Consider the following 15,054-nt stretch of genomic DNA (forward strand, 5'->3'; position numbering starts at 1 on the left):
TGCTGAGCAGAACCTGGCTTGGCTTTTTTTCGTTCATGGATAACCATCGATCGCATAGGATCTGAGGCCCAGCCTGTCAGTCTAAATGGAGTTTAATATGTCGAATCATGACCCCAATGACGCGACCATAACAAGCTAAATGATCTAAATGACATGTAGAATATGTTGATATTAAAATGTATAATTCAAATAGCAAGTCAATCCAGTCCTACATTTAAATCATGAGGAGGTTTACAATGAGAAAAAACGGTCTATTTGCCTTGTTTGTATGCTTTTCAATTGTCATGTCACTCTTAGGAACACCTCTGTCTTCATCCGCTGCAGCTAATGAATTTGAATCGGATGATGAAACAACGCTTTCTCAAAGCGGTTCGCTGCAATCGGACGCTAACTACGTAAAGGCTGCTGTTAAAGCCAAAAAGCTTTACGTGATCCGTTTGGGCGATATGTCGGAAACGGAAAGTGTTATGATCGCTTCGCTGCAAGGGCTGCTCGCCAATAAGTCTTCCGATCAAATATACATACTGCCCGATTCCGGGAATTACAAGAAGTGGCTGGACGATTTGGTCCAAAAATACGGGGTGAAAACGGAATTTATCCGTGATCCTTGGAAGCTCGTGAAGGAGTTCAAGAAGCAGTTCGACGGCTATTTACTATGGGAAAAGGGGAACAGCTCCATCAATGCAGCTACATCACTAGCCCATTTGAAACAGGCCATCTTAATTGAAAAAGGCGATGTCAAACAAGCCAAAGGCAATAAGCAATTGATGGATCTCTCGACAAAGGATGAAGCTTGGGTCAAGCAAAACTATTGGAATAAGCTCAACCATCGCACCTTGATTGAGCAAAAAGGGGAAACGAGCGAAGAATTGGCGTCCGGTATGGGCGGCAAACTGCGAGATTACGCTGTAATGGCTAACGCTTTCACCTTCTATGATGGGAACAGCGCGTTCCGACAATCCATCATTGCGGATGCGGAGCCGGATGCTGTTATTTTAGGATGGGGAGATGCGTCCAAAGGTGAAGACGCTTTCATACGTCCAAGTTCATCTGCGGGTTTGTATACACTGCCTGCTGACCATGCCTATAATTTGTCAGTGTTAAGCAGCTTTACTATCAAAGAGCTCAAACAGAAGGAACAGACGCCTCCTCCGGTTCAGGATCAGGTGCATTATGTGTCATTTGTCATGTCGGATGGCGATAATATTCAATGGATGCTGAACGATTTGGCCGAGAAGGGCAAGCCTTGGTTCGGTAACCCAAACCGTGGGAATTTCGATATGGGTTGGGCTGTTTCTCCCAGCATGATGGATTTAGCACCAACTGTACTGGAACGTTTTTATAAGGATGGTACAAACAAGGACAATTTTGTCGTTGGTCCGTCTGGCGGCGGATATATGTATCCGTCCATGTACCCGGAGCAGGAATTGGATACACATCTCAAAAGGTTAAATTCGTATATGGGCAAAGCTGATTTATCGCTTGTTGAAGTGATTGATTTTAATGCTTTTAACAAGAAGGCGATCTGGGATAAATATACAGCTGAGCCGAATGTCGATGGCGTCATTTATTTGGAATACAGCAATCATAAAGCATTAAACGGGGCTTTAAAGTGGTCTAACAATAAGCCTATCGTCACTCCGCGTGAAATGCTATGGCATGGCATCGCTGGAAGTGATGTAAATTCGGTTGCCCAGCATATCAATGCGGCGCCAAGAAATCCGAAGAGTGCTGCAGGCTATTCGCTCGTTCTCGTTCATGCCTGGTCATCCTCTATGGATGAAGTAAAGGCTGTTATCGATCAACTTCACGGCGATGTTCAAGTCGTAACACCTGAAAAAATGGTGAAGCTCATTCAAAATAACGTACCGAAAGAGGATACGGAAGTAACCAACAAAGTGTATGAAGCGGAAACTGATTTTGGCCATAATACAGGGAAGTTGGATGGCGATGGCTGGTCAGCTAATCCGCAGGAGCATGCTGCTGGACATATGCTCTTCGGACCAGGTGCCTCAGACATTCCGGCAGGCCGCAACCAAGTCAAATTCAAAACCATGATTGACCGTGTGACTGGCGATAATGATCGTGTATTGAATCTGGATATCTATGACGATACAGCTGGCATGGTGGTGGCTGAGAAAGCCGTGCATCGCTCCGAGTTCCCAAGTGCCGACACGTACCATAATTCAACACTTGAGGCTGACTTTGTTGCCGGTCATTCTTATCAATTCAGAGCTTGGTATGATGGCAACGCCAAGGTTAAGATCGATCGCGTCACTGTCGTGATGAACCGTAATTTAGCACAGCAACTCTATGAAGCGGAGAACGATTTCGGACATAACACGGGGGCGCTTGACGGAGATGGTTGGTCGGCGAATACAGAACTGCATGGCCCCGGTCATATGTTATACGGACCTTATGTGGCGGATATACCATCAGGCGTGCATGATGTCACTTTCCGTATGAAGGCTTCAGGTGCGACTGGATCTGAAGATACCATTGCAATTGTAGATATTAATAATGCTAGCGCAGATCAAATTATAGCTTCAAAAGAGTTGAAGTTACGTGATTTTGCCGTACAAGATCAGTACATGGATATAAGCTTGGAAGACGTCGATTTTTCGCTCGGCAGCACCTATGAATTCCGTGTGCACTTCGAAGATAAGGCGAACGTCAAAGTTGACCACGTGAGACTGGATATGCCAGAAATAACGAAGCCGAACACACAAACGCTTTATTTTAAATTCGGCGGATCGGGTGTAAATTCGTTGGTGTTCGGAACGGATGCAGGGCATAAGCAGCTGCAGTTGTGGGGGAAAGCGAGCGAGCAAGGCAAGCCGGACGTTAATCTGACGGCGGATGGGGCTTGGACCATCGTACAAGGTGAAGCTTCGGTCACTATCAGTGCCGGTGGCGCACTGCAGGTGCTTCAAAGCGGAGATGCCATCGTAAAGGCGGCATACAATGGCCTTGAAGCGCAGATTCCGATTCATATATCGGCAAACTATACGAGCCGTATTTTCGAAGCAGAGCGAGACTTCGGCCATAATACGGGAGCTGCAGCCGCGGATGGTTGGTACGCGAATCCGCAGGAGCATGCGGCTGGACATATGCTGCATGGCCCCGGGGTAGCGGATCTCCCATCCGGAAGCCTTAAGGTCGACTTCCGCATAAAGATCGACAATCCGGCAGGTGGTTCCGAACGGGTGCTCAATCTCGACATCTATGACGGAACAGGCAACAAAGTAACTGGAGAAAAAGCCGTGCTGCGCAGTGATTTTAATGTCGCCGATACGTATCAGTCCATTATGATGGAAGCTGATTTCGTTCTGGGGCATGCCTATCAGTTCCGTGTGTGGTATGACGATAACGCGACTGTTCAGATCGATAATGTGTCAGTACGTATTCCGGAATAATCCATTTGTTAATTATTTCCATAAAGGAAATGTCTGTCCCCTCAGGGAAATGAAGAGAATGTTAGGCTTACTTAAACTAAGGGGGACAGACAGGCATGAAGCTGCACAAAAAATTAATGATCGTATATTTGGTGACCATTTTACTTCCAATCGTAGGGTTAACCAATTACTTCCTTAATCAAATGTCAGACCTCATTATCCGGTACGTATCGGATTCTTATCAAAAGATATTAGTCCAATCCAATAACGGAATTTATTACAATATCCGATTTTATGAAAGCATTCTTGATAATCTAACGGTGTCGGAGTCTGTTCAAAGCGTACTTTCGGAACCCGAAGTATACAGGGAGAAAGGCGTTATTATCATGAACCGGGAAATCTCTCGCGCTGTCCGGTTTATCCAAACCTATCAGGCGACCGATGTTGAGAGCATCGAATTTTTCTCCACATCACCTGATGTTATGTCCGATGGCGTATATCTTTTTCCAGTGGATAGGCTTCGAAAGGTTCTCGGCTTGAATGATATACCGGATTCGAAGTTTTGGATACTTGAACAGGTTGACGGTAAATATTATTATGCGTTGGTGCGGCCGATTTACAGCATCGGGGAGTTTAAGAAGATTGGTTACATCAAGCTAACGATCCAGATCCCTTCCGTGACGTATGTGCAGGAAACGTTGGGCAACAAAGCGGACGCTAGCGGCAGCTTATTCATCGCGGACAGTAAGGGAACCATCATGTTTAACCCTGACACCGATCAACTTGGCAAACCGCTTCCACAGGAAATCGTCGAACGGACGCGTGAGGATCGAAGCTCTGATTCCGAGCTGAACCTACATATACAGGGGACCGACTATGTCATGTGGTACCGCAAACTCCAGAATGTGGACTGGACGATGTACCTTCTTGTGCCCAAAGCGTCGATTCAATCCAAAGTAAATGAAATTCGTCAAACGATTTTGACAGTCAGTATCATTTGCATGATTATTTTCTCTTTTCTAACCTTGCTTATCACCCGTCAACTGACCCGAGGGATCAGACGTCTCCACGCCAAAGTATCCCGAGTAGGCAGAGGGGTGCTCTCTACGAGCCGCAGAGTCCGCGTTAAAGGTGATGAGATCGATGAATTAGATCGTAATTTTGATAAAATGCTCGATAATTTGCGAGACCTCATTCACCAAAACTATGTGGAAAAACTGGAAAGAAGGGAAATGGAGCTCAATTTTTTACAAGCTCAGATTAATCCTCATTTTCTATACAATACACTGGATGCAATAAAGAACGAAATTGACATGGACGAGAAGCAAACTGCCATTGGTATGGTCGTCGCACTAGCGGACCTCTTTCGAATATCAGTATCCAAGGGAAGTAACACCATCCGTTTCGAGCAAGAAATTGATCACGCCAAGTGTTATTTGAAGATTCTGGAAATTCGTTTTGGTGCTAGACATACGATCGAATGGCAAATAGATCCGCAGATACCAAGTCTCTATACCTTGAAAATAATCCTTCAGCCTCTCCTGGAAAATGCGATCCAGCATGGGCTGAAGGGAATGGCGGGAGGCTCTGTGACCGTGATTGGCGAGCTCATGGAGCAGGCTGTCATCGTGACCGTTCGTGATAATGGCGTGGGGATGACGAAAGCTCAGGCAGAAACTTTGCTAAGTGATCATTCGCCCAGCAAGGGCATCGGGTTGTACAACGTGAACAGTCGAATTCGGATGTATTTCGGCAATGAGTATGGCTTGTCCATTAAGTCCGAGCCTGGGAAAGGAACGGAAGTTGTATTAACGCTGCCAGTGCTTGAGGGGGTTGAACATGTATAAGCTGCTTATTGTGGAAGACGAATTATCAACGCGCAAGTGGTTCACTAAGGTTATTAATTGGGAGCAAAATGGTTTTGAAGTCATTGCAATTGTGGAGGATGGGCAGCAAGCATGGGAAATCCTGAAGGAACGTCCTGAAGTGGACGTGGTGATGACCGATATCCGGATGCCCTACATGGATGGTTTGGAACTAACGGAGCGTATCCGGTCGCTGCCGGGTGAACCTGTGGAAATTGTCATTCTGAGCGGTTTCGGAGAATTCGATTATGCCCAGCAGGCCATTAAGCTTGACGTACGCGATTATTTGCTGAAGCCTGTAACCAAAGAGCAATTAACAGAAGTTTTCGAAACAATCGCGCGAAGACTGGATGAGCGGCATTTGAAATCGACGAAAATCCAATATGCGAATCAAATGCAGAAGGAGAAGGCATTGCTCCATAAAGCGCAAATCTATGAGCGCTGGCTGACGCGTAAAGACAACGTAATCTCTCCGGAGCGGTGGTTCAGTCAATTTGACACTCCAGTAGATATCGTGAATGGCTCATTTCTTATGCTTGTTGCGGAATTCGACGATTACGCCAAGTTCACTGAGAATTATAACGATGAAGATCAGAAGCTATGCCGTTTCATCGTTACTAATATTTTGGATGAAATCTCTCACAATTACGGAGCAGTGGATTCTGTGCAGATGCCGCCGAACCGTTACGTTTTCCTACTTGAAGCTGGACCAGAAAGAGAAGTTGATAACCAAGGGCTTCTTGCAGGCCGTGCCTTCCAGGATAACTTAAACAAATATTTGCGCTTATTTAACGTTCAACTTTCAGTGGGATGCAGTCAACCGTTCAGGGGTATTTCCAATGTTCCCGAGGCCTATGAGCAAGCGTTCAAGGCGCTTAGGCGCAAATTTTTCACGGGTAAAGCGTCTGTGAATCTATATCATCCATCACCGCAAGGTCAAAGCGAAGGCTTTTATCCGACTGATCTTGAAAAAAAACTCATTATCGCCTTTAAGCATGGTGACGAGCAAGGGGGTTATGGACTCTTTACTGAATTTCTGCGGAGCTTGTGCAGCAGCGGGGAATCGGAGGATGCCATACGATTCATTGTGGGTGAAATGCTCGTTAATCTGTTTCGTCAGCTGAGGGAAGTTAAATCACTTCCTGTGACGAGTGAAGTCATGGAAATGTTTATTGAGGAAATCCGTTGTCAGGAAACGTATGCTGAGCTTGCCGAGAAGGCGAAAGAGTTGATTCAGTTTATGCTGCAATCGATCGCTATCGAAGCCCTTTCTCTGTCGCCGGTCTCCAAAGGCATTGAATACATGAAGATCAAGCTGTCTCGGGATATTTCACTTCATGAAGTCGCTGAATATGTGGGGATCAGTGCTTCATATTTCAGCACTTTATTTAAGCAAGAGAAGGGTTATAACTTCGTGGAATTTCTCGTTCGGCTTCGCATGGAGAAGAGCTTGGAACTTCTTGAAGGAACGGCATTAACCGTCGCTCAAGTTGGGAATGAGGTCGGATACCAAAGTTACCGCTATTTTACAAAGGTATTCAAAGATTACTACGAGATGACGCCGACGCAGTTCAGGGAACGGCTCAAGATGAAGTGAAAATTCAAGATGAAGTGTGAATCCAAAAAACATGACAAATTCCAAAGAAAGTGATACCTGATCATAAATATTTGGACTACCGAGTGGGCATTCATAGCTGATATGATAAATATATCAAATGGAACCTATGAATAAGTCCAATAAGGAGGTAAAACGCTTACAATGGAATCATTGACAAATTCTATGGCCGAAGTTCAAACCCGAAAATCGATGTCATTCAAGCGTTTGCTATGGAAACGCATCTGGCAACATAAAGTATTTTACTTATTCATGCTGCCAGGCATCATTTGGTTCTTCATTTTTTCTTACGTTCCCTTATACGGAATTCAAGTGGCATTTCGTAATTTTACGTTCACCGGCGGCTTCTCCGGGAGTCCTTGGGCCGGCTTGAAATACTTTCGCCAATTCTTCGATTATTATCAAGCAACAGAGCTCATTCGGAACACCATTGTGATCAGTTTGTCAAAGCTTCTCATTGGTTTCCCAATGCCGATTATTCTAGCGATACTTCTGAATGAAGTACGAAGAGTGAAATTCAAAAAAGTTGTCCAGACGCTTTCCTACTTACCTTACTTCGTATCTTGGGTCGTAGTCGTAACGCTGATGCAGCGCCTCCTAACTCCGTACGGAGGACCGATGAATGACCTGCTTGCCTCACTCGGCTTGGAGCGGATTCAATTCCTTTACAACACGACATGGTTTTATCCCATGATATTGGGGTCTGATGTATGGAAAAATATTGGATGGAATTCCATCATCTATATGGCGGCAATAGCCGGGATTGATCAGCAATTGTACGAAGCGGCAAAGATTGACGGCGCGAACCGTTTTCGGCAAATGTGGCATGTCACGCTCCCAGGTATTCGCAATATTGCGGTGATCCTCTTTATTCTCTCCGTCGGTGGCTTGATGAGCGCCGGGTACGAGCAATTGCTTCTCTTGAATGGACCTGCAACAGCCCGAATAGGCAGTGTCCTTGACGTGCATGTCATCACTTCCGGTATTAGTGGAGGCCGCCTAAGCTATGCGGCTGCCGTTGGTTTGTTCCAAAGCATTATCGGTCTGGTGATGATTCTTGTTGTCAATCGAATCGCTAAGAAATATAGCGATGTGTCCCTTTTTTAAAGCAAAAGTTTACTCATGAAGACGCTAAGGAAGTGATGAGATGAAGCGCGATTTTTCCTTATTCAACACACTAAATTATATCATCCTGGCGCTGATCGGTTTCTCAATGATCTACCCGTTCATTTATATTCTTGTCTACTCACTAAACGATGGAAATGACTCCATGAAGGGTGCGCTGTATTTCTGGCCTCGGCAGTTTACAATTGATAATTACGCGCAAGTGTTCCACAATCCTCGGATCTGGCAAGCTTACAAAATTACACTGCTGCGCACGATCCTCGGCACTTTACTACACGTGCTTCTATGTACCCTTATGGCTTACGCACTGGCTAAGAAAACACTGCCCGGAAGAACGTTTTTCACATTTTATATCTTTTTGCCTACGATTTTCAGCGCGGGTTTCATTCCTTACTTCATCACGCTGCAAAAACTTCATCTGATCAACACGTTCTGGGTGTATATCATTCCGATGCTATTCAACTTCATGCATATCGTCATCATCCGGACATTCCTGCAGGGGATACCGGAAGAGCTGGACGAGTCGGCACGCATTGACGGATATGGGGATTTCACGATCTTCTTGAAAATTATCCTTCCCTTATCAGGTCCAGTGCTGGCAACAATAAGCTTGTTCATTGGTGTCGCACATTGGAACGATTGGTTTGCTGGGGCTTACTATGTATCGAACAAAAACCTAGTTCCTGTTCAAACGCTGTTGCAGCAAATGCTGACCGAAGCGGAAGCGCTCTCGAATTCGATGCAGCGGGCAGCTCAGCAAGGAGGCCAAACGATTAGCGTGAATCCAGCCGGCTCAACGCCCGAATCGTTACGGATGGCTCTCCTGGTTATTACCGTCTTCCCGATTTTGTGCATATACCCATTCTTGCAAAAGTATTTTGTCAAAGGCGTTTTGTTAGGTTCTGTTAAGGGTTAGCTGTCCTCGATATTGGGGGCTTAACTTATAATAAAATCAAGGAGGGTTCTCATGAAAAAGAAATGGTCCAGAGGTACTTCCGTTGTATTAGCATTAACGCTTGCTGGTAGTTTAGTAGGTTGTACGCAGAAGGATGAAAATTCTCCAAGTCCAAGCGCAAATTCAAGCACAAGTCCAAGTACTACGGCCAAAACGGACACCAAGAAAGAGGTCACACTTAAAGTTTTGCATAACTGGAATGGTTCCAGCGGTTCTGAAAGCGACATGAATGCCGTTGCCAAAGTGATCAAGGAGAAAACCGGGGTAACGGTTCAAATGGAATATACCAAAGGAAGCGAAGTGGAGAAAGTCAACACGATCTTCGCAACGCAAGATCTGCCAGATATATATACGGGACCGGCTTGGGGTGGTGAGCTGGATGGCATCGTCAAAGCTGCAAAAGAGGGCCAATTGGTTGATCTCTCCGGTAAGCTGGCCAATTACCCTAACCTAGCCAAAGAAATCGCCAAAGAACACGTACCGCCTGCGCTCTACGAAAAAGCGATCGACGCCTATAGCGGCAAAAAATATTTGCTATATCAAAATCACCCTGCAACGGACAAGGATGCTATGGACTGGCTGTACGGATTCTATGTACGCAAGGACATTGCAGATAAAGTAGGGGTAGATCCGCAGTCCGTCAAAACAAAGGACGACTTATATAATTTCTTGAAGAAGATTAAAGATGCTGGCCTCAAAGAGAGCGGTCAACCTGTCATTCCACTCGGAGGCTTTCACAACGGTTGGGCTGTTAATATCGGCGATCAGATGTTTATGGGTTCAGGCTTCCTCGATAAAGGGGATGGCACTCTCGAGAATAATTTCTTCACGAAAGCATACGAAGACTACACGTTATACTATCGAAAGCTGATTTCCCAAGGGTTGCTGGATCCCGAAGCGTTCACGCAGACAGATCCAATAGCGAATGAGAAAGTAAAGCAAGGGCGCGTAGCTGTCCTCGCAGCTCATTATCCAGCTATTCTTGATGCTTCCAAGGACTACGTCCAATCTCACCCGGGCAGCGATTACGTGCCAGTAGGTCCGCTGGAAAGAGCGGGTGCTGATGCCAACCGTCCGGCCGATCTAGGTGTTCAAGGCAACAATGTGACCGTCATTACGAAGCAAGCAAAGGATGTGGATGCGGCACTTCGCCTGCTGGATTTCCTTGCTTCGGATGAAGGCTTCATGCTCACTCGCTACGGCGTTCAAGGCGTCCATTGGGATATGCAGAACGGCAAACCGACAGCGAAAAAGGAATGGTTTGATAAGTTTGTGAATGACAAAACCGGGAAGTTGAAAAAGAACGAAGGGATCGGCGTCGGCTACGAAAGTTTGACCGGTCTGGATCGTACGAATTCCAAAGGTAACGGGGACATCTGGGCCGATCAGAATCGCGTGGCTTCTCTAGAGAAAGCTCGCAAAATAATGCGCCCGAACGGTATTAAAGTCATTACTGCCTATAATCCATGGGACGTCATTACGAAAGCCCCTCAATGGGAATCACTGAAGCCATCCATGGATAAAACCGGTGACGTTTGGAAGGAAGCGATATTTGCCAAATCCGATGAAGCAGCACTCAAAATCATCAATGATTTACGTGGGCAGTTGGTGAAAACAGGATATAACGAAGCGATCAAATTCACGAATGATAATCTAAAAGGCAAAGAAGTTGTGAAATTTCAAATGCCTAACTAAAACTTAACAAGAGGCCGCTCAGGTGGCGAACGGCGGGAGAGGCATAAGACTCTCCCGTTCTTGTTCTGCTGAGTGGGAACTCCTGGAGGAGGGATTACCTTTGTCGAGACCGGTATCGGATAGGAAGGAATGGACGGGTTTCCAAGAATCACGTCCGTATGGGGCTAAGTACGATTTGCGCAGCGATTTTGTCATGGTGTACGGTATCTCGGACGACTTGGAGGAACGAATCGCGGGATGGAAAGAAAGGGGCTACATCATCCACCTGATGACAGGAGTGTCATGGGGAGAATATCAAAACTATTTGTACGGAAAGTATGATGGCCGTGATCATTGGGACGAAGCCCAGACCAATCGCGCCGGAGATCATCTGCTGCACGGCAAAGACGTGCCTTATATGGTCCCGACGATTTCCTTCAGCGAGTACCTTGCTGCTGGTATTAAGCGGGCTATTGATAGTGGGGCCGAAGCCATTCATCTGGAGGAGCCGGAGTTTTGGGTAGCCGGCGGATATTCGGAAGCCTTCAAGAGGGAATGGCGCATCTTCTATCAGGAGCCGTGGATACCGCCACATGAGTCGCCAGATGCGCAGTACCGGGCGTCCAAGTTGAAGGCGTATCTGTACTATCGTACGCTAGATCGCTTATGTGCGCAGATGAAGGAATATGCGGAAGTTCATTATGGGCGAGCGATCCGATTTTATGTGCCGACGCATAGTCTGATCAATTACACGCAGTGGCGGATTGTGAGTCCGGAAGCACTACTGGTCAACATGCCAGCTTGCGATGGGTTTATTGCTCAAGTATGGACGGGGACTTCGCGTACGCGCAATGTGTACAAAGGCATCCGCGAAGAGCGAACGTTCGAAACGGCATTCCTGGAATACGGCGTCATGCAAGAACTCGTTCGCGGCACGGGCCGTGATATGTGGTTTCTGCACGACCCCATTGAGGACAATCCGAATTACACATGGTCGGAATATAAGGTCAATTATGAAGATACAGTTGTGGCCTCTCTGCTGCATCCTTACGTAAACCATTACGAGATATGCCCTTGGCCGCGAAGAGTGTTTGAGGTTGCCTACCCGAAGGAAGACGGCAAAGGAAAAGAAATGATTCCGCCCGATTATGCGACCGAGCTGTTGACCATCATGCATGTACTTCGTGACATGCACCGCCATGAGGAAATCATGTCCGATGAACAAACAGATGGCATCGGTCTCCTTCTTGCCAACTCAGCGATGTTCCAACGGGGTGACATTGAGTCAGAGTCAAGTGAGGCTGACTTTCGTTACGATGGCACCATCAGTTCGCTAATTCTCCCTTCCGAGCATCACGAAGAGATGCTGAATTGGTCGGCATTCTATGGGCTGGCGCTGCCGCTTGTTAAACATGGCATTCCGCTTCGCCCGGTGCAGTTGGACAATTTGCTTCATTTCCCGGGGTATTTGGACGATTACCGGGTGCTGCTTCTCAGTTATGAATTTATGAAACCGGAGCACGCTGGTCTTCATCAAGTGCTGTCGCAGTGGATACGAGAAGGAGGCTGCTTAATCTATGTAGGAGACGGCAGTGACCCGTACCACGGTGTCAAGGAATGGTGGAACCAAGGTGCTAAAGCCTACGAACGGCCAGATGATCATTTGTTTGAGGCCATTGGGATAGGACGCCGCCCTGAGGATGGGGAGTACCGGGTAGGTCAAGGTGGTGTTATCGTCCATCGCGTACATCCAGCCCGATTGGCTGAAACCGAAGATGGCGCGAATTGGGTCCGCGAAAGCGTAAAACGTGCACTTGCCATGCGCGGAGATGAGGAGCCTTTGCGCGAAAAGCATTACCTTCAAATCCGACGTGGCCCCTATGTCGCGACACGCGTCATGACGGAGTCGCTTACGGATGAGACTGTCATCGTTCATGGCAGCTATATAGACCTTTTCGATGCCAGGCTTGCGATTGTGAACAACCCGATTGTCGTACCAGGCAAGGGAAGTCTGCTCTATGATCTTGAGGCAGCCCCGGACATGACTTCAGCTGTCGTCGTCAGTTCATCGCGAATCCGCGGCGAGGAACCTCTCGTAAATGGGAAGTTCCGGTTCGTCTCCGAGGCGCCTGCAGGTATAACCGTTAGTACAAGGCTTCAACTGACAGAGGAACCCCGTCTTGTCATCGCGGATGGTCTTGAAATTGTAGATCGAAGCTGGGAGCCTGGATCTCGAACGCTTCTAATCCGTTATCCGGGGGTGCCGGAGGGGACACTCGTTACGGTCATTTTCGGAAAGGGATAAATTGTATAAGAATGGAAAACCTACTCTCAGGAAGAAAGGAGAGAGTAGGATGGACAACGTGAATAGGAATCTTTTGAATACGCAGGATGTAGATGAAGCCAACATGCAAGAGGACATCTGCAATCCGGATTTTGAATTGATGCGCGATTACGCCAAACAGCTTAATGGTGAGATGGAAGTAGATAAGGAAGACATTGAAACGTAGCAGCATGGTGCAGCGGCAGCCCTTTCATTGTTCGTATCCGAACTCGAGAAGTTGAATGCCATTAGTGACCGCGTATTATCCGTGGTAGGTTATTAATAGTTAGACCAAAAGAGAGTTAGCTCAAATTAGCTAACTCTTTTTTTTAACGCACCAGTTACCTGTTAATTCCATTTGGATGGTAAATCGTAGATTGGTGATTAGAGCTGTGAGGATTCATATTTAGGTTTTCTTCATGGATTGGGTGTTCACCCGGTTTTTTGTTATTTCAATTTCTTTATATTTTTGATTCCTATAAAAATTATCCTGGGGAAGAACCTCTTACTATTGATGAAACAAGGAATGATGCGGACAGCGCCCCCCAAGGAAACGCTGGATGAGAGCTTCGGGAGGATGGTGGATATGAGAATTATGCTCAAGACTGAAGTATTTATCAAAGCGCGAATTATTATGGGTTACTCCCCGAAGAGAGTTGGCGAAGCATTCGGGCTTAAGCCATGCTTATATCAGCTTACTGGAACGATCGGTAAAATCAGTAGGACTCAAAAGCTTGATCCAATGAATTGCCTCTGGATCAAGCTTTTTTCATTTTAATAACTATTAAGGGAAGATCGGTTTGAACCGTCATCCGCAGCATGAGCTTTTGATGATAAGCCAGCTGTTCTGGACTCAAATTAAACAGGAGATTGAACAAACACGAATGGAAAGTGTATGAGGCTTGCACCGAATGGCTTAGATGGATTGGTGTTTACAACAAACGCTTGTTGTTAAAATATTTATCTTGCGAATGAAAATAAACTATGATATATTTCATGTGTAACCGGTACCACATTATAAAACCTGTATATTATCAAGGTTAGTATTAATTTGCGGTATCGTTACCATAAATATAAACTTGGAAGTGAAACTAGGATGGCAACCATTCGTGATGTAGCCAAGTTAGCCGGAGTCTCTGTTGCCACTATATCTCGTTACTTAAACAAAAGTGGATATGTAAACGCAGATACCGAACTGAAAATAAAACATGCTATTGAAAAACTGAATTATTTACCTAGTGTTGTAGCAAGGGGACTTGCTGGAAAAAGCACAAAAACATTTGCGCTAATTTTACCCGACATTTCAAACCCCTTTTTTCCAGAGCTGGCACGGGCAGTTGAAGATGTTGCTTCTACGTATGGATTTACTGTCATACTATGCAATTCTGATGGACAAATTGGTAAAGAGAAAAATTATATTGACATATTAAAGAGCAAAAATATCGATGGCATTATTTTTGCATCCAATACATTGGGACAAGAAGATGTAGACAAATTGGCGTCCTTTAACATCCCGTTTGTTTGTTTAGACCGAGCTCCTACGAATAAATCCTGCAGCGTTGTTCGTTCGAACAATCGTGAGGGAGGCAGATTAGCAGTAAAGCATCTTCTTGAGTTAGGAAGCAAGAAAATCGGACATATTTATGGTCCTCAGGATCTGATCCCTGCCAAAGAGAGATTAATTGGATACGAGGAATCCGTAAGAGCTTTTGAATGGTTCAGCCCAAGCTTAATGGTTCAAGGGGATTTTGGGATTAGCGGCGGTATAAAAGCTACAGAGGAACTTATGCGGCGGCATCCTGATATTGATGCTATTTTCGCAGGAAATGATTTAATGGCTGTCGGAGCCTTGAAAGCGCTGCATAGAATGGGCATTCAAGTACCTGGACAAGTTGTAGTTTGTGGATTTGATGGAATAAATATGACGGAAATAACAGAACCTGAACTAACAACGATTGCGCAACCCATTTATGATATGGGTGCATTAGTATCGAGGATTTTGATTAAGAAGATCGAAGGTACCATCGAAGCGGATCAAATTTATGAACTGGATGTCACGTTAGTCCCAAGAGAATCTACGAAGAGGAGTGGGTAAAATTGAA

The 15,054-nt window shown here is 45.9% G+C and carries 10 protein-coding genes; all 10 read left to right on the forward strand.

Annotation, left to right across the window (positions count from 1 at the left end):
* The first annotated feature begins 236 nt into the window (after window positions 1-236).
* The 10 genes from NYR53_RS12195 (at window position 237) to NYR53_RS12240 (ending at window position 15,047) form a co-directional block, all read left to right on the forward strand.
* Window positions 237-3,416 (forward strand): GxGYxYP domain-containing protein, encoded by a 3,180-nt coding sequence (locus NYR53_RS12195; protein WP_261305414.1) that lies wholly within the window; start codon window positions 237-239, stop codon window positions 3,414-3,416.
* A 95-nt stretch (window positions 3,417-3,511) separates the two neighbouring features.
* On the forward strand, window positions 3,512-5,242 hold the full coding sequence (locus NYR53_RS12200) for a sensor histidine kinase (RefSeq protein ID WP_261305415.1): 1,731 nt from the start codon (window positions 3,512-3,514) through the stop codon (window positions 5,240-5,242).
* Entirely contained in the window at window positions 5,235-6,857 is a 1,623-nt protein-coding gene (locus tag NYR53_RS12205; protein ID WP_261305416.1) for a response regulator, read from the forward strand. Before NYR53_RS12200 ends, NYR53_RS12205 begins: the two co-directional genes overlap by 8 nt.
* Window positions 6,858-7,019: 162 nt before the next feature.
* Complete coding sequence (locus NYR53_RS12210) at window positions 7,020-7,982, forward strand: ABC transporter permease (RefSeq protein ID WP_261305417.1); 963 nt, start codon at window positions 7,020-7,022, stop codon at window positions 7,980-7,982.
* Between the two features lie 40 nt (window positions 7,983-8,022).
* Window positions 8,023-8,916: a carbohydrate ABC transporter permease gene (locus NYR53_RS12215; protein WP_261305418.1), complete on the forward strand. Its 894-nt coding sequence runs from the start codon at window positions 8,023-8,025 to the stop codon at window positions 8,914-8,916.
* Window positions 8,917-8,967: 51 nt separating this feature from the next.
* Complete coding sequence (locus tag NYR53_RS12220) at window positions 8,968-10,650, forward strand: type 2 periplasmic-binding domain-containing protein (RefSeq protein WP_261305419.1); 1,683 nt, start codon at window positions 8,968-8,970, stop codon at window positions 10,648-10,650.
* Between the two features lie 100 nt (window positions 10,651-10,750).
* The gene (locus NYR53_RS12225) at window positions 10,751-12,934 is read left to right on the forward strand and encodes a hypothetical protein (RefSeq protein WP_261305420.1); all 2,184 of its coding nucleotides are present in this window, start codon (window positions 10,751-10,753) and stop codon (window positions 12,932-12,934) included.
* A gap of 49 nt (window positions 12,935-12,983) precedes the next feature.
* The gene (locus NYR53_RS12230) at window positions 12,984-13,139 is read left to right on the forward strand and encodes a hypothetical protein (RefSeq protein WP_261305421.1); all 156 of its coding nucleotides are present in this window, start codon (window positions 12,984-12,986) and stop codon (window positions 13,137-13,139) included.
* Window positions 13,140-13,538: 399 nt separating this feature from the next.
* Window positions 13,539-13,730: a hypothetical protein gene (locus NYR53_RS12235; RefSeq protein ID WP_261305422.1), complete on the forward strand. Its 192-nt coding sequence runs from the start codon at window positions 13,539-13,541 to the stop codon at window positions 13,728-13,730.
* 318 nt (window positions 13,731-14,048) lie between these two features.
* Window positions 14,049-15,047: a LacI family DNA-binding transcriptional regulator gene (locus NYR53_RS12240; RefSeq protein WP_261305423.1), complete on the forward strand. Its 999-nt coding sequence runs from the start codon at window positions 14,049-14,051 to the stop codon at window positions 15,045-15,047.
* Window positions 15,048-15,054 lie beyond the last annotated feature (7 nt).

The organism is Paenibacillus andongensis, assembly GCF_025369935.1.
Taxonomy (GTDB): domain Bacteria; phylum Bacillota; class Bacilli; order Paenibacillales; family NBRC-103111; genus Paenibacillus_E; species Paenibacillus_E andongensis.